Here is a 16,260-nt window from a genome sequence, read left to right on the forward strand (position 1 = left end):
CGTGCAGGGTGAATGGGCTGGAGAACCGGTAGGGCCGGATGTGTGGCAGACCTGCCGGGAGCTGATCCCAGCCGGGAGCGTTTTCGCGTTCCTGGCCGAACATCGGCAGACGCTGTTCCCAGCAGACATGTTCACGGACATGTATCCCTCGGCGAACGGGCGGCCGAGCATGCCGCCGCAGGTGCTCGCCACAGTGATCGTCCTGCAGAGCCTGCACGGGCTGTCGGACTTCGAGACGGTTCAGGAACTGCGTTGTGACCTGAGGTGGAAGGCCGCCTGCGGCCTGGGTCTGTACGACACCGCGTTCGACCCGTCGCTGTTGACCTACTTCCGACGGCGCCTGCAGCGCTCGGCCGATCCGAACCGGCTGTTCACCAAGGTCAGGGAAGTCGTCGCGGCCACCGGCGTCCTCAAAGGCAGGCAGCGCCGGGCGTTGGACTCCACCGTGCTGGACGACGCGGTCGCCACCCAGGACACCGTCACCCAGCTCATCGCCGCGATCCGCCGGGTCATCCGCGACGTCCCCGGCGCCGAGCCGGTCGCCGCCCAGTGGTGCACCGCCCACGACTACACCGACCCCGGCAAGCCGAAGATCGCCTGGAACGACCAGCAGGCGCGGGACACACTGGTCGACGCCCTGGTCACCGACGCCCTTAATCTCATCGCTCACGTGCCCGGCCAACCGCTCGGCGAGACGGCGGCAGGCGCCCTCGGACTGCTGGCACTGGTCGCAGGACAAGACGTCGAGCCCGCCGACGGCTCCGACGGCCGATGGCGGATCGCCCGGCGCACCGCCCACGACCGCATCGTGTCCACGGTCGACCCCGAGGCCCGCCACATCCACAAGAACCGCACCCGCCACCAGGACGGCTTTCGCGCACATGCCGCGTTCGAGCCCGAGGCGGGGCTGTTCACCGAGGTCGCCCTCACCGCGGGCAGCGGCGCGGACAACCACGAGGCCGCCGTCGCCCGAAGCCTCCTCGCCGGCGACGACGATGCCCTGACGGTACTGGGCGACACCGCCTACGGCACCGGCGACCTGCGACAGACCCTCCAAGCCGACGGCCACACCCTGGTGATCAAGCCGCCGCCGCTACGCCAAGCCGTCCCCGGCGGCTTCACCACCGACGATTTCCAGGTCGACACCCAAACCGGCCGCGTCACCTGCCCGGCAGGCCACACCAAAACCCTCGGCCGCCCGCTGGCAGGTGGTAACCGCCAGGCCCAGTTCAAGATCCTGTGCCGCACCTGCCCACTGCGCGAACGCTGCACCACGTCCAAGACCGGACGCACCTTCAACGTCCACCCCCACTATGACCTCCTCAAAACCGCCCGGCAGCAGGCCGCCACCAGTCAGCGATGGCAGCAGGAGTACCGCCGCTGGCGACCACCCGTCGAACGCGCCATCGCCTGGCTGGTCGACAAAGGCAACCGTCGCGTTCCCTACCGCGGCGTCCTCAAGAACAACATCTGGCTCCACAACCGCGCTGCCGCACTCAACCTCCGCCGCCTCATCAACCTCGGACTCACCCACACAGGCGGCGCCTGGGCACTGAACCCCGCCACTGCATAAGCCGCCGGGGCGCCTGCTCCGCGCCGATATCCACTCAAACCAAGATCTTCAGTGCACTTCTAGAGAGGAATGCCCGATGGGCGAGTTGCAGTTCCAGCCCGACCTGCTCGACGAGGTTGCCCATCGCATGGACCTTCGGGAGCCGAACCGCAAGGCCATCGAGTCAGTGGTGCTCCGCACCTCCGACCACTACGACGTGCAAAGCAAGACCGAGCCGTACGAGTGCATCGTGGACTCGGCCACCGGTGTTGGCAAGACCTACGTGATGGCCGGGCTCATGGAGTACCTCGCCGGCGCCGAGGCCCCGGTGCGGAACTTCCTGCTGCTGGCACCAGGGCGAACGATCCGCGACAAGTCGGTCCGGAACTTCACGGCGGGTAACCCGAACTCCCTACGCCATCTGCTCCGCTCGAACCCCATCGTGATCACCGCGGACAATTTCGACACGCAGGCGACTCGCATCGCCATGGACGACCCCACGGTGACGAAGCTGTACATCTTCACCGTCCAAGCCTTGACATCGTCCACGGGAGAGGGCCGGGCGACACACGAGCCTCAGGAAAATCTGGGGATGTCGTTCTTCGAGTACCTGTCGCGACTCGATGACCTTGTGATCCTCGCAGACGAGCACCACTGCTACCGCGGCCCGGCCTTCTCCCGCACGATCCGGGATCTGAAGCCTCAACTCGTCGTCGGCATGACGGCCACTCCTGTGAAGGCCGACGAATCCATGGTCGCCTTCCGATATCCACTGGCTGCCGCGATCGCAGACAAGCTGGTGAAGACACCGGTCATGGTCGGTCGCCGCGACGACCGCTCAGACATCGAGACGAAGCTTCTCGACGGGGTCAACCTTCTGCGCTACAAGGCACAGGCCGCTGACGCCTATTGCAATGAGAGCGACCGCCCCTCGGTCAAGCCCGTCATGTTGGTGATCGCTCGGAACATCGAGGAGGCCGAAGAGTTCCATGCGGTGCTGGACTCGAACACTTTCGACAATGGTGCATGGGTCGGCAAGACCCTGCTGGTTCACTCGAAGCTGACCGGCGAGAACAAGGAGAAGGCACTCGCTGACCTGAACGCCGTCGAAGACCCGGACTCACCGGTCCGCATCATCATCAGCGTCGGGATGCTGAAAGAGGGTTGGGACGTCAAGAACGTCTATGTGATCGCATCCATGAGAGCGTCGGTCTCCGAGGTCATGACCGAGCAGACCCTCGGACGCGGCATGAGGCTGCCGTTCGGCAAGTACACGAACATCGAGATCCTGGACACGCTCGAGGTGCTCGCCCACGAGAAGTACAGCGAGCTGTTGGAGAAGCGAAAAGTCCTCAACGAGGCGTTCATCGACTACGGGACCTACGCCGAGGTTCGGCAGCTTCCCGATGGTAGTGCCGTGGTCCGCCAGAAGACGGTCGAGGCGGACGTGGATGTGTTCGCCTCTTCCAATGTAGCTTCGGCGGAAGCTGCTGACGCCAGCCAGGGTTCCAGAGTGGCCGATGGCCGTGTATCGCCCCTAGGATCCGCCGCGCTGGCCGCCGCCGCTGGCGGGACAACAATCGTCGACGTGGAGACAAGGACCCGTGAGGCAGCGGAGGTCGCGAAAAAGACCTCCACTCTGGTTAATTACGAACCGCTGTCCGATCGGGAATCGATCATCATCCCAAAGCTAACCTCAGAGCCGCAGTATGTCGCGGTCAGCCTCAACGAAATCGATGACTACCGGCCGTTTGAGCAGCTTGGCCGCACGCTCACTTTGGACTATTCGGCTGAGCTGAAACGAACCAAGATTGTCGCTACCCATGACGGCCGAAAGGCAGTTGTGACGACCGAGGCGACAACTGACAAGATCGCCTCTGCCCTGCCGTTCGACATTCCCTTGCCAGCTTCCCGCGAGGCACTCCTCCGGCGAATTATCAAAGTCAAGGGCGTCCAGAACCGTCCGCTAGAAGTCGGTGCCGCCGTGCGAATCGTCGATCACCTAATCGAGGCGATGGGCGACAAAGCCGAAGAGCACCTTTCGGTTTTTGGTGACCGCTGCGGGCAGCGTCTCGCCGTCGAGGTTTCCAAGGTACTTCATGCTGCTAGCCAGGCTCAGGTCACCTACTCCGACGACGTGCAGCTGATCGCCCTGAGCAAGACCCGCGAGACCCGCAAGCTTCAGATAAACGGCCACGCGGACGGCTCGTTCGATAAGGCGATCGCGTTCGGTGGTTGGAGTAAGAACCTCTACAGCCATGCCTGGTTTGACACCTCTCTCGAATTCAAGGCAGCGAACGCCATCGATGATGACGATGCCGTGATTGTCTGGGCACGCCTCCACATCAACGATGTGCCGATCACGTGGACCTCGGGGGGGCGTCAGTACAACCCCGACTTCGTTGTTATCGAGGAGGAGAACGGAAAGCGCCTCGGCTGGCTTGTGGAGACGAAGGCCGACAAGGACCTGACCTCCGATGAAGCAATTGCTAAGCGCAAGGCCGCGAAGAGGTGGGCTAACACGGCAAACTCTTCGCCGGATGTCGACACCGCCTGGAGCTATCTGCTCGTTGGCGAACAGGACGTTGAAGACGCTCAGGGATCCTGGAAATTCCTTAGAGGATTCGGTAAATAGGATCGGCCTGCCTGGCGGGTAGTAGCGACACAGTGAGGGCCTTTCAGCATGCGCCGACCTCGCGGTTGTGCAAGCCATGGCTGGCTTTGGCGGCTCTTTGATGTTGAGGGGGCGTCGGCGTGGCCTAACGCACGAAAGCTCATGCCCCCGTGACACTGGCTGGTGATGACGGGGGCCGCGAGCTGTGAACGACAGTACTTCGATTGTCGGCGTACCGGAAATCGCGGTGGTAAAGGTCGAACGCGTCACCGATGATGGCTCTTCAACATTGAGGGTGAACATTCCCTCGATGTTGAAGAGCTGCTTACGCCCCCGGTACCCAAAGGCGCCCGAAGGCGTGTGGGTCCAACCTGTACCACGGCATCGATGAGATCAACGGCCTGATCAAGAACCGGCTCAAATCCCTGTAGTACCAACCTGACCTGTTGAGAAATTAAGTGTCCACCAAGCGGGGCAAGCCCATTCGATTGTACGGATATAGTCAACTATCAATTAATAATGCGTTGCAGGGCTCTCCAGGTGGCAAGTTCTCCGTTTTGAGCTATAGCGAAAATGAGACGTCCTTCGGCTGCGATATCGAGAGGAGCGACCGTGTTGCCTTCAAGGCTGGCAAAATATGTTCTCCGGATCTTTGTCAGAGAGTCCCCCTCCGGCTCTTCTTTGAAGATTCCTACAAAAAGGGAGCGGCCGTCTGCTCCGATGGGCGACCATGATCCTCGTATGGGAAGACCAGCGAGAAGCTGGCTCTCCCTGGGCGGGTTCGGGGCACTCCAGAAGAGAGGATCTTCGTAAAACTGTATGGGAGTTGGTTCGGTAAGATTTCTGACTATCCTTGTCCACTCGCGCTGTAGGTCTTCGACACCTGTCGAAGGAAGCGCTTGATTTAAAAATTCTTCACGCAGATCCGGAGAGGATTGGATATCTTGGTCTAGGTGCTGCGAAAGCGGCTCTACTTCCTTCGTGGGATCCGTGTGGTACAGATCTACGATGGTTTTATCTTCAAGAATCGATGCCCAGCTCAGGGCGAGCGGAAAACCTTCATACTTATTATTTGATGCCCATTCGTGCAACTTTGAGAGAAATTTTCGCTTCTCCTTGGTAGTGTGTGATGAGCCTTTTCTTCTACCCTTTGCTTCTCCAACCATCTGACGACCATCGGGAAGGTTGATTAACAGGTCTGGTCGGGAATTTCCGCCACGTGGTCCCCGGGGTGTGAGGGCGGGCATTAGGTCAAATTGCCTGATCTGGAATGACTTAAGTTTGCCCTGAATCATTAGACTCTCGATGCTGGCCGTCAACAGGCCGAGGCCCGCGCCGGTAATCACGAAAGACTTGATGTGTAGAGATGAGCAGTCAAATGATCTTGTTCTGTGTAGTGCGTAAGATCCCTTCATGCGTGTATTAGCCAGGGCGGTTGCAAGTAATTGAGCTTCAAGTCTCAGTGAGTCAAAAGAGCCATGGCGGCTTCCGGCAATAGAGGCAAGCCCGTTAACGAGTACGACGCGGGCCAAGCTGATTGCTAGGTTCAGCCTGTCGCGGCGAATGATTTGGTCGTGCCCAAGTGGGGAAGGTGTCCATTCGTGTCTGGAAAACTGAACTATTCCCATGGGTTGGGATGGTACTGAGCCGATCATAAGTTCTGGGACTTTTGAGAAGATCGGAAGGCGCGTCGGCCCTGCTGGAGTGGCAGGCGGACCACCTGGACCTCCGGAAAATCTCAATATTTATGATCGCCTCAGTAACGGAAGAGGGCGCGATGCCCAAACCGTTCGCCCCGCGGCTTTCCAGCGCGCGGGCACTGCCTCCGCTAGCTTCCACCGCTGGGCCCTGGGCCGATGATCGAGGGGTGGCAGACCGAACAGAGCTGCTGGGAGGTTTTCTTCGCCGGCTGCGGCCTCGCGCGCAGGCTGACCGAGCGGGGCATGCTCACCGGACTCACCCGGCATCTGGGCGCCGACACCGCCGAGGAGCTCATCCGCCTGGCCGCCGAACAGAAACGCATCGAAGAGCGACTGAACAGGATACCCCGGCGCCCTGCCCGCACTGCGGGCACGTCCAGGAGGACGCGCCGCTGATCGTGGCGGCCCAAGAGCCGATAACCGTCGAGCGGCGCGCACGCAGGCAACTCGACCTGGTCTCCGCCTCAACGGCCGTACCCGTGAGAACACCCGACATCCCGAAGACGCCCGCGGGCTCGTGCGCCCAGACGGTCGAAGCGGGGCCTGGCCCGGGGGCCGGTCGTGGTCGGCTTTCCGCCGCGGTGTCGCCGACCGAACTCCCTCGCGGTCGCCCTACGGGTGACCTGCGGTCATTCCGCCGGCCACACCGCTCCCGTACTCGCTTCTCCCCACAGAGCGGCTCTACCCGTCACCAAGTCACGCGGCGATTCGTTCAATGTAGTCGGCGGCAATACGCGCATCGGCTTGAGCGAGGAGGCCGCCGATAGCGGCGGCTTGTGCCAGGAGCAACGGAACCCGCTGATGTGTTGCAAGGCTGGTGATCGCTCCGGCTGCTGTGTCAGCGGCGGCGTCGATCTCGTCACGAGCAATGAGGAACCGTGCCCGATCCAGGAGGATGAGCGGCCGGTCCATCGGATCGTCATCGGGATAGCCATTCAAGGCGATTTGCTGGGCATCCCACGCATCAGCCGAACCGGTCGCGGTGAGAACTTGGCTGGTGTACATAGCCAGCTCACGGCCGGGAAAACCAAAGAACGTCTCATGCTGCTGAGCCAGGGTGAGCTTGTCGGCAAGCGTCTGCGCCTGCCGTAGGGCTTGCCTCGCTTCGGTATGGCGGCCGAGTTGGGCATGGGCGCGAGCGACGAGCCCAGCCAGTTGCGCCGCACCGGGGCCAGCCTCCCGGATGGCAGGGGCAGCCCGATCGGCGATTGCAATCACATGAGCGAGTTGCGGTGAGTACAACGCGGTCATGGCTTGGGCCATGACGATCCAGGCGGAAGTCTCGTTGTCGCCTGACAGGTCAGCCAGACGGGCAGCGGTGTGGAGCCATTCGCGGGCATCTCGGTCATGGCCAAGGTCGGTATGCGCCGCCCCGATCAATCCCGCGAGGCGAGCCGCGGTGACATGCAGGTCCCGCTGATGAGGATGGGTCCGGCATAGTTCGGCGAGCGCGGCCATGTCCGGAGTGAGGCCGGTCAGTAGTTCAGCCGGTGGAGTGTGGCCGTAGGTGCTGGCATGACCAATAACGACATCACGCCAGTGATCCACATCGGCGGTGCTGATGGTGACGCCGAGGTGACTGTCGAGCCCTTTGCGGACATCCTCCAAGGTGATCATTGGGACTGCTGCCGCAAGGCCCAGGAACGTGCGTCGCTTCAAAGGGTCCTCCTCAGACTCGGCGTACGCCGGATAGGTGCTGATGGGGTCGTCGCCGAGACCAAGACGGTCCACATTGGTGCGATACCAGCGGGTCAGGAGCCGCCGGTAGAACGAGCCGGGGCGTTCTTTACCGTGTTCCCATCGAGAAAGCTGCTGGCAAGAGACGGCGCACTGCTGCCCGTCGTCTGATGCCAAGCCGCGCAAGCCCTGACACACCTGCTCTTGAGTTACCCCCATCGCCAGACGCCACGCCATAAGCAGTGTCGGAGTGTCCGCCTGCTGCTGGATTTCACTGGTCAGTCGCCATGACGGCCACTGCTGATCGGCCGCTGTCTTCCGGAGCCGATCAACGATCTGCGCACGCGGGTGGGGGGCCACGCCTCGACCGTAACAGCGGACAAGCGCCCCGTGAAGTTGCGTCTTTCCCGCAACCCACGGCCACCCGGCTACCAATACCGCCGCAACATTCCCACTCGCCACGATCGCCTCAACACCGCAAACCACAGCCGAAGGAGGCGCAACGGTGACGATCCCCACGATGCGGCAGATGCCCCGAACGCAGGAACAGGCCGGACCCGCATCGACCAGACCGGCGCGGCAGAAGAGCCCGCCGAGGCTGATTCAGGCAGGCGGCCTCTGTAACACCTGCGGCGGGGCCGGAACCGTCTCCACGAATCAGGGTCTGAAGACCTGCCCGGCCTGCGGGGGCTCTGGCAGCAGGTAGCCGGTGAGCCTCACCAGTAGGGAGGAAAGCCGGGTGAGTGCAATGAACGACGTGTTCCGCAGTGTGCCCCGCATCATGGCCGTTCCGTTGGTCGAGCGGTACGAACACAAGAAGTTCGCGGGTACGAGCGACACGGCCCACATCAAGGACGAATGAAGGAGGTGAATCGGATGAGCACGATGAACCACATATTCCAGGGTGCGCCACTGGTCAGGACAGTGTCCCTGGTCGAGCGGCACGACTACAAGAAGAAGGCGGGCTCCAGCGACACGGCCCACACCCAGGACGAGATCATCACCTGATCCGGCGGGGTCTCGGCGGCAGGAGTCCGCAAGAGGACATGTCCGCCGGGACCCCGCCTTTCGCATGGGAAGGCCCTGTCATGTTGACCTTGTGTATCAACCCCGCTGACCTCATCCAGGGATGGCACTGGAACGGTGACCGCTACGTCGCTGGAACGTCGTGGCTGGCTCCGTTCACTCACCCCGCACTGGAGCACCACCATTACACCGGACCAGAGAGAACAACGATCGTCATCCGTGAACGCCGCACCGATATCCCTCCTACGGTGACCACCCCAGAGGCATGGGACGGCCCGATCATCATGGTTTCTACAACCCCGTCCGGGCGTGTGACCATCCAGACCAGTGCGTCGGTCGTCGTCCCGCTGTATACGACCGTGGACGGGACCGGAGTAATTCACGCCTCATGGGACCTGAACGACCTGCGGGGTCGTACCCCGTCTGATCGTTTGAATGAGGTGGAGGTGGCGCGACTGCTCGCCTTGTGGCTGCGCTACACGCCCGCAACTTTCCTGGACGACGTCGTCCGACTGACCGAGCGCGCGACTCTCACCATTGAGCACGGCAGGTTTCGCCTGCTCTTCCCGGATGACGGAGTTCACTACGCGCCACGTGAAGTCCAGCCGGGCGCCGACGTGATCGCCGCATTCGACCAGCTTCTCAGTGAGGCGATCGAGCATCGCGTCTACGATCCGGACGCGGTGTTGGTCGAGGTATCCGGCGGCGCGGATTCGGCCCAGGTCGCCCTATCTCTGACCGCCCGGCATCCAGGCCGGTTAACCGCCGCCGGAATGCTGCTTCCTGGCCTGATTGGCAAGCAGCAGGCATTCCGCCGCGATGCATTGATCACCGGCCGATTCGCCCAGGACGTGACAGTCGCAGCGCTACCGCCGATGCACCCGGAGGGAATCCGCGCAACCAGGCAGACAGTCAGCCCCTATGAGGAGCCCTACACCGAGGCCACCACGGCAATGCTGCACGCTGCCGCCGCCGGACGGCAGGCAACGGTGTGGTCGGGGATCGGCGGTGACGAGATGCTTGCCCTGTCCTCCAGCGAGCGGGAACGACTGCCAATCGGCCACGGCCGGGACGTGAACGGCTGGCTTTCGAACAAGACCGTTGCCCTACTGGAAACCGCTGACGAAGGGTTGCCGCCGGTGTCGGTGGTCAACGAAATGACCCTTCTCGCGTTCGGCTACCGGGCTCCGATGATGCTCCGGGCGAACTGCTGGCCAATGCATCCGTTGGCCGATCCGGCGCTGATCCGGTTCGGGGAATGGCTACCGGTGCAGTGGCGGCGCGGCAAGCGGCTCGCCCGCGCCCGGTTGGAGCGCGCCGGATTCGCCCCCGAGGTGGTTCACCCGGCGGTATCGGAGAACTTCGCCGACCTCATGCGTACGGCCATCACTCGCCATGTGACCCCGTGGCTACGGTTGATGCTCGCCCAGGGCGGGGTTCTGCTGGACTGCGGATTCATCGACCCAGACGGGCTCACCGTCACACTCGATCGAATCGAGGCCGGCGGCTACGTCGAGCGAGACGCCGAGCTATTCGACCTACTCATGGTCGAGCAGGCCGCCGCCGCGTTCAGTTGAGGCGCATTCCCAGGGCCGGGAGATGGGGTTGCGGCTCAGCGCGGCGAGCCAGCGCGTACCCGGTTACGCCGCTCTGCTGGAAGGTCCGCACCACCTGCCAGCCTTGCGTCTCGTAGTAGGCAACGAGACCGGGAAACGGACCAGTGCCCCGTCTCACCCAAGATCGCCCTTGAAGCGCTGCTTGGTGCAACGCCCACCAGGCGATCAAACTGCCCGGCTTGTGGCGGGCGTAGGAAGGATCGGTCACGGTCGTGGCCAGGAACAGCGCAGACTCGGCGCGTTCGGCTTCATCCGGCCAGCCAAGCGATGGCGTGTTCTCAAACACGCTCGTCACTCCGGCTATGGTCGCGGCAGCTGTGTGTACCAGCACCCACACTGGGATGTCTGAGATGCCTGCCTGCCCGGCGAGCATGTCAGCGTTCTCGCGCCAGCCGTCCCAGCCTTCGATCTCGCGTTCCCGCATCCAGTCAGCGCGCGCCCGAATCAGATCAGCGATAGGGCCGATGTCACCGTCGGTCGCAGGGCGCATCTCGAACACGGAAGTCACCCTAGCCCTTCGCTGGCCAAGCCCAGGGGAGGTTGCACCGTCTACCGTCAGAGGGACGGCACCTCATAGGCGAGCTGAAACCAGACCACCCGGCCCATCTCCTCGTCGTGATGGGTGCCCCACGCGGTAGCGAGAAAATCCACCCAGCCCAGCCCCCGTCCGCCGGGGCTGTCGTCATCGGCTTGCCGCATCGCGGGCACGCTGATGACTGAACCGTCGTCGATCACCTCTATGTGGATCATGTTCTCAACGAGTCCCGCGCAGACCGTCACCAGCCCACCCGGCTTACGCGAGTCACTGTGCACGATGGCGTTGGTGACTACCTCGCTGACCAGCAGTTCGAGCGTCTCCATGACCTCGGTCGAAGCCTGACCGGCCAGTAGATCCACCACCCACTTTCGGGCGGCCCCCGCCGATTGTGGGGTGCCGGGGAAGTCCCGCTGACCGATGAAGCATGGCGCGGCATTCCGGCTTGTCTCCTGCTCGCCCCTCATACGGTCACCGCCGCCATGATCAGATTGGCCGCGAAGTCGTCTTCGGCCCAAACCCATTCGCTCCGCCGCCACAGCACTGACCACCATGGCCGCCAGGTGAAGACCCAGCCCCACGCGCGACGAATGACCCGGACACGGATCTCTACCCCGGCGGTAGACGAGATCTCTAGCACCGGAGGACCAGCGGCAGGAATGACCAGCGAGGTAGTCACTCCCAGGACACGCAGGTCCCAGCCCAGCCGGACCAGGTGAATGAACTGTTGTTCCTCTTGCGTACCCGCTGCCATCTTCTGCTCCCTCTACCCAACGTCATGGGTGTACTACGGACGGTCATGTCTCCTTGCCGCTAACATGGTGCAGGCAGCACGCCTTTATTGGCAAGATGCCAAAAGCATGTTTCCGGTTTGCCCATGACTGTCCCATGAGGGACTTTCAAGGCCGAACCGTCTTCCGCGAACCAAGGAGAGGTGACCGCGTTGACCATCGGGAGCAGTCCCACGGTGAGGCGCAGACGGCTGGCCAGCGAACTCCGCCGTATCCGCAAAGAAGCCGGCCTTACCGCCGAAGCGGTCGCCGAGAGACTGGAACTCAACCCGTCTTGGGTCAGTCGCGTCGAGACAGGCCGTCGCGGAATCCGTGCGATCGATCTCCGCGCGCTTCTCGACGTCTACAACGTGCATGGCACCGCGCGGGACGAGCTGCTGATTCTCGCCCGTCAGGCCCGGCAACGCGGTTGGTGGCACTCCTACGGAGACGTGATCCCTGAGTGGTTTCAGATTTTCGTCGGCCTGGAGGCCGAAGCGGCCGAGCTGCGCAGCTACGACACCGAACTCGTGCCCGGCTTGCTCCAGACACCCGACTACTACCGGGGCTACATCAGCACCGCGCCCATGGCATCGAGCCCCGAAGAGATCGACCGAAAAATCGACTTTCGCCAGGCCAGGCAGGCGAGGATCACCGGCGCCAATCCGCTGAAGCTATGGGCGATCATGAACGAGGCCGTTATCCGTCGCCCTGTCGGTGGCCAGACGACCATGCGGGCCCAGCTTCGCCACCTGGTGGAGACGTCGGAACGACCCAACGTCACTCTGCAAGTTCTTCCGTTCGCTGCAGGGCCACATCCGGCGATGGACGGTGGATTCGTCATCCTGGAATTCCCTCAGGCTCCAGACCCTGACGTCGTCTACCTGGAGAACCAGGTAGGTAGCCTTTATCTGGAGGAACCGACAGGGATTGATCGGTATAACCTGTTGTTCAACCACCTGCGAGCGAAGGCCCTCGATCCGGACCAGACCCGGAGCCTGCTCGCTCAGGCGGCAAAGGAAGCGTGATGATCGTGAACGGTGACGGTGCAGGGATGGAGACCAACCTGTCTCTCTTTCTGTGGCGCAAGAGCAGCTATAGCAACAACGGCGGCAACTGTGTCGAGGTCGCGTCGAACCTGCCCGGCATCATCGGAGTCAGGGACAGCAAGAACCCGGCCGGTTCGGTGCTGACCTTCACCCCTGGCGAATGGTCGGCATTCCTAAGCGGCGTCAAGAGTGGCGAGTTCGACGCCTGACGTCCCCCCGACCTGTCTGGCCAGCCGCCAGCCCCGAGAGCCCTCGCCGTGACGGGGGCTCTCTCCATTTCATCTGTGCGCACAGTGTGTGCAGGGCGGAGTCAGGCCCAGGAACCCAGCATGACAAGATCCCTGATAGGTCCATGACCTGCGGATATCTACAACTTGGCCCGACAACGATAGCTTGATGGTGAGCTTGCACGTACCTCTGTGTCAGAGACCGGTGAGGCGGCGGTCGCCGTTGGTGGTTACCACATAGACCTGCCGGTTGTATTACGGGTAGTAGTTCCTGATATCCCGCTTGATCTGGCGTGCGTGCAGTTGCACCGCGTTGAAATGGCTTTCTTGTCGGTGGCCTGGTGTACGGAAATGCCGTACCTGAGCCTTCAACCCATCGCTGCGGCCCGGTAGGGATCCGCCGAGACATGGCTCGATCGAGTTCGACGGAGCCGCGTCGGTCCTGCTCGGAGGGTTAGGTGAGATATGGCGAGAAAGTCCAGCCAATCAGATTTTCACGCGGAATCACATATTTCGAGACGCGCTCGTGATCAAGATCCGGCAGGCTTTCCTTTTTCTCCTCCCTGTCGGACCACCAAGGAATCCAGATGAAGCGAGTGATCGCGAGTGTCACGGCGGCCACGGCGGCCCTGCTCGTTGCCGCAACCCCCGCCCAGGCCGCTCCCGCTCCCGCGGACCCGGTCAAGGCGTTGAAGAGCCGGCTCGTCGTGGGCAAGGGCGTGAAGTTCACCGAGCTCAGCACCATGAAGGAGGAGGGCAAGACCGAGCCCTACGTTCGGCGCACGGGCTCGTTCCAGTTCGGCAGGGCCGGGATCGTCGCCTCGGACATCAGCTCGAAAGGCGCGGCGCCTGTCGACCCGAGGGACGGGCAGGGCGACGGTATGTTCGCCCCCGCGCGGACGATCCGGATCGGCACCACGAGCTACTCCCAGGGCGGCACCTACCGCGACAAAATGCCGAGTGGCAAGAGCTGGTACAAGACCCCGAACGGCATGACCGGCGGCGTGGCCGGCTGGTTCAGCCAGCTCGTGAACGTCGCCGAGCCGACGACCCTCGCCGCTCTGCTCAAGGATGCCAAGCAGACCCGTAACACCTACACCGGCACCACCACGTTCGGCCGGCTCGCCAAGGTCTCACCCTGGTTCCGCGCCACCCTGCCGCTCAGGTCGAGCGACAAGACCGTGGTGACGTTCAAGCTCACCGTGGACCGTAACCGGCTCCCGCAGCACCTGACCACGTCCTTCCCGGTCACCGGCATCTTCGACAGCACCGGCTGGGAAGGAAAGACGATCAGCGCCGAGACCCGCTTCACCGGCTGGGGGAGCAGGGTCTCCATCAAGCCCCCGCCCGCGAACAAGGTGACCACCAAGCTTGAGGACAGGGACGGCCTGCCGTAGCGGTCATCGGGCCCGGTGGCGGCGCCATGAGATGAGGACCTCCCGGTGCGGCGACTCCCGCATCGGGGGGTGCTCGACCCCCTCGCAGAACAATCGACCTGGCGGCCGCGTTGGGGCTGGCCGTGCCCGAACCGCCCATCGGTCTGAAGGGGTCGTGACCACCTGCCCCAGGCCCCGGCCCGCACTCGCGGGCCGGGGCCTTTCGCGTGTGCGCCCAGCATGGGCGATCGCTTGGGGGTGTAAGTCCCCTGGAGGAAGAGGTGGTGCTAACTCCGAGCCGGAGGCAAGGGCGTCGTCGTGAGGCGGGGTCTGGAGGAAGCCCGAGGCGAAACCCTGCACCGAGGGATACGAACCGCGTAGAAGGCGGGTCGATCTGGGTGAGCCTGCACGCGAAGGCGAAGCCCGTCACCATCGACAGGATCGGCACGTAAACGCGGCGGGCGTAGGGGGAAAGTGGTCGTTCTTACCTGGGGAGATCTGCTCGGGTGTCGGTTGTGCTGTTGGTGTCGCCGCGCCGACGGGTCTGGTCGTGAGGCCGGGGTCTGACCGGGCAGAAGTCAGCAGAGGCCGTAGTACCGGTGAGGGGAACGGACAATCAGCCGGGAAGGGCCGAACGTCGAGTGTCACGGTGGAAGGTGAGGTGCTCGTGCCGGTCGCGGTGATCGCAGCCACCCCGCGAACGCGGGCCCGTGGTGGGAGGAGACGGTGAGTCCGTCAGTGCCCATGGCGGAGCGTAGTGGCCGGTCGGTGCCCTTGTCGGAGGCGGTGATCCCTGGCCTGGAGGTGTCGGTGTGGGAGGAGTTCCTCTCGCCGGGCAACCTGGGCAGGGCGTTGAGGCGTGTGGAGGTCAACCGGGGCGCGCCGGGTGTGGACGGGATGGGCACGGAGCAGTTGCGGCCGTGGATCCGTGAGCACTGGGCGGGCGTGCGGGAGGCTTTGGACGCGGGTGGCTACCGGCCGTTGCCGGTCCGCCGGGTGGTGATCCCCAAGCCCGGAGGATCAGGGGAGCGGTTGCTGGGAGTGCCCTCTGCGCTGGACAGGTTGATCCAGCAGGCGATCGCGCAGGTCCTGACGCCGATCTTCGACCCGCATTTCAGCGGGGCCAGTTTCGGGTTCCGTCCCGGCAAGTCCGCTCATCAGGCGGTGCGGGTCGCGCGGCGGGCGGTCGAGGATGGCCATCGGTGGGTCGTGGATGTCGATTTGGACCGGTTCTTCGATCGGGTCGATTTCGACATCCTGATGGCGCGGGTGGCGCGCAAGGTGTCTGACCGCAGGATGTTGAGGCTCATCCGGGCGTATCTGGAGGCCGGGGTGATGATCGACGGGATCGTTTCGGCGAGCAGGGAGGGGACCCCGCAGGGTTCCCCGCTGTCGCCGATCTTGTCGAACATCATGCTGGATGATCTGGACCGGGAGTTGTGGCGGCGCGGTCATCGGTTCGTGCGCTACGCCGACGACCTTCGGGTCTTCGTGCGCAGCAGGCGAGCTGCCACGAGGGTGCTCGACTCGGTGACAACCGTGGTCGAGCAGCGGTTAAAACTCAAGGTGAACCGGGAGAAGTCCTCGGTCCGGCACGCGCGTGAGGCGACGTTGCTGGGGTTCGGGTTCTACTTCTCCCGATCAGGCGTCGGCATCCGGGTCGATCCCAAGGCGATGAGCCGGTTCAAGGATCGCATCCGGGAGTTGACCAGTCGCAGGTGGAGCGTGTCGATGATCTGCAGAATCGACAGGCTCAATGCCTACATCACCGGGTGGATGGCCTACTTCCAGCTCGCCGGGCTGTCACGGCGGCTGCGTGAGTTGGATAAGTGGCTGCACCGCCGGATGCGGCAGATCCGCTGGAAGGAATGGAAGCGCTGGGCGGCCAGGCGTCGGAACCTTCGCCATCTTGGCATCCCTGACCGCACCGCGCGGGAATGGGCGGCCAGCAGCAAGGGGTACTGGCGCATCGCCGGGTCAGTGGTCCTTCAACGGGCTCTGCCCAACGCTCACTGGGATGACCTTGGTCTGCTGGGCCTTCAGAACACCTGGCGCAGGCTCAGAACCACGGCTTGACGAACCGCCGGATGCGGGCCCGCATGTCCGGTGGTGTGAGAG

Annotated in this window: 15 protein-coding genes; 10 read left to right on the forward strand and 5 right to left on the reverse strand. The window is 63.4% G+C overall.

The genetic code is table 11. The annotated features are described in order from the left end of the window. Window position 1 precedes the first annotated feature (1 nt). The gene (locus tag OIE13_RS34575; protein WP_442816028.1) at window positions 2–1,573 is read left to right on the forward strand and encodes an IS1182 family transposase; all 1,572 of its coding nucleotides are present in this window, start codon (window positions 2–4) and stop codon (window positions 1,571–1,573) included. Between the two features lie 76 nt (window positions 1,574–1,649). Beyond that, window positions 1,650–4,187: a DEAD/DEAH box helicase gene (locus tag OIE13_RS34580; RefSeq protein ID WP_326829281.1), complete on the forward strand. Its 2,538-nt coding sequence runs from the start codon at window positions 1,650–1,652 to the stop codon at window positions 4,185–4,187. Window positions 4,188–4,675: 488 nt separating this feature from the next. Here the strand turns inward: OIE13_RS34580 and OIE13_RS34585 are convergent, their stop codons facing one another. Next, window positions 4,676–5,794: a hypothetical protein gene (locus tag OIE13_RS34585; protein WP_326829282.1), complete on the reverse strand. Its 1,119-nt coding sequence runs from the start codon at window positions 5,792–5,794 to the stop codon at window positions 4,676–4,678. Window positions 5,795–6,022: 228 nt separating this feature from the next. Between OIE13_RS34585 and OIE13_RS34590 the strand changes: the two genes are divergently transcribed. Beyond that, complete coding sequence (locus OIE13_RS34590; RefSeq protein WP_326829283.1) at window positions 6,023–6,262, forward strand: hypothetical protein; 240 nt, start codon at window positions 6,023–6,025, stop codon at window positions 6,260–6,262. Window positions 6,263–6,562: 300 nt separating this feature from the next. On the opposite strand, the gene OIE13_RS34595 is transcribed toward OIE13_RS34590, so the two are convergent. Continuing rightward, a complete protein-coding gene (locus OIE13_RS34595; protein WP_326829284.1) occupies window positions 6,563–7,903 on the reverse strand; it encodes a hypothetical protein in 1,341 nt (446 codons plus the stop codon). 379 nt (window positions 7,904–8,282) lie between these two features. On the opposite strand from OIE13_RS34595, the gene OIE13_RS34600 reads away from it, so the two are divergent. The 3 genes from OIE13_RS34600 to OIE13_RS34610 are packed head-to-tail and all read left to right on the forward strand — an operon-like array spanning window position 8,283 to window position 10,146. Next, window positions 8,283–8,405 (forward strand): hypothetical protein, encoded by a 123-nt coding sequence (locus OIE13_RS34600; RefSeq protein ID WP_326829285.1) that lies wholly within the window; start codon window positions 8,283–8,285, stop codon window positions 8,403–8,405. Between the two features lie 14 nt (window positions 8,406–8,419). Continuing rightward, window positions 8,420–8,551: a hypothetical protein gene (locus tag OIE13_RS34605; protein WP_326829286.1), complete on the forward strand. Its 132-nt coding sequence runs from the start codon at window positions 8,420–8,422 to the stop codon at window positions 8,549–8,551. A gap of 38 nt (window positions 8,552–8,589) precedes the next feature. Beyond that, window positions 8,590–10,146 carry an asparagine synthase-related protein gene (locus tag OIE13_RS34610; protein ID WP_326829288.1) on the forward strand — a complete coding sequence of 519 codons (1,557 nt, stop codon included), beginning with the start codon at window positions 8,590–8,592 and terminating at the stop codon, window positions 10,144–10,146. Here OIE13_RS34610 and OIE13_RS34615 read toward each other — a convergent pair. The 3 genes from OIE13_RS34615 to OIE13_RS34625 all read right to left on the reverse strand — a co-directional run bounded on the left by OIE13_RS34615 (window position 10,139) and on the right by OIE13_RS34625 (window position 11,474). Continuing rightward, window positions 10,139–10,675: a GNAT family N-acetyltransferase gene (locus OIE13_RS34615; RefSeq protein WP_326830333.1), complete on the reverse strand. Its 537-nt coding sequence runs from the start codon at window positions 10,673–10,675 to the stop codon at window positions 10,139–10,141. The genes OIE13_RS34610 and OIE13_RS34615 overlap by 8 nt on opposite strands. A 65-nt stretch (window positions 10,676–10,740) precedes the next feature. Beyond that, window positions 10,741–11,187: an ATP-binding protein gene (locus OIE13_RS34620; RefSeq protein ID WP_326829290.1), complete on the reverse strand. Its 447-nt coding sequence runs from the start codon at window positions 11,185–11,187 to the stop codon at window positions 10,741–10,743. Further along, entirely contained in the window at window positions 11,184–11,474 is a 291-nt protein-coding gene (locus OIE13_RS34625; RefSeq protein WP_326829291.1) for a hypothetical protein, read from the reverse strand. Before OIE13_RS34625 ends, OIE13_RS34620 begins: the two co-directional genes overlap by 4 nt. A 180-nt stretch (window positions 11,475–11,654) precedes the next feature. On the opposite strand from OIE13_RS34625, the gene OIE13_RS34630 reads away from it, so the two are divergent. The 4 genes from OIE13_RS34630 (at window position 11,655) to ltrA (ending at window position 16,218) form a co-directional block, all read left to right on the forward strand. After that, a complete protein-coding gene (locus OIE13_RS34630; protein WP_326829292.1) occupies window positions 11,655–12,518 on the forward strand; it encodes a helix-turn-helix domain-containing protein in 864 nt (287 codons plus the stop codon). Beyond that, window positions 12,518–12,748 carry a DUF397 domain-containing protein gene (locus tag OIE13_RS34635; RefSeq protein WP_326829293.1) on the forward strand — a complete coding sequence of 77 codons (231 nt, stop codon included), beginning with the start codon at window positions 12,518–12,520 and terminating at the stop codon, window positions 12,746–12,748. The genes OIE13_RS34630 and OIE13_RS34635 overlap by 1 nt, the downstream gene beginning before the upstream one ends. 605 nt (window positions 12,749–13,353) lie before the next feature. Further along, window positions 13,354–14,163 carry a hypothetical protein gene (locus OIE13_RS34640; RefSeq protein ID WP_326645123.1) on the forward strand — a complete coding sequence of 270 codons (810 nt, stop codon included), beginning with the start codon at window positions 13,354–13,356 and terminating at the stop codon, window positions 14,161–14,163. A gap of 723 nt (window positions 14,164–14,886) precedes the next feature. Continuing rightward, window positions 14,887–16,218, forward strand: coding sequence for a group II intron reverse transcriptase/maturase (gene ltrA / locus OIE13_RS34645; RefSeq protein ID WP_326635403.1), 1,332 nt, complete (start codon window positions 14,887–14,889; stop codon window positions 16,216–16,218). Window positions 16,219–16,260: the final 42 nt, after the last annotated feature.

Origin of the sequence: Streptosporangium sp. NBC_01810, from assembly GCF_035917355.1 — a bacterium.
Lineage (GTDB): Bacteria > Actinomycetota > Actinomycetes > Streptosporangiales > Streptosporangiaceae > Streptosporangium.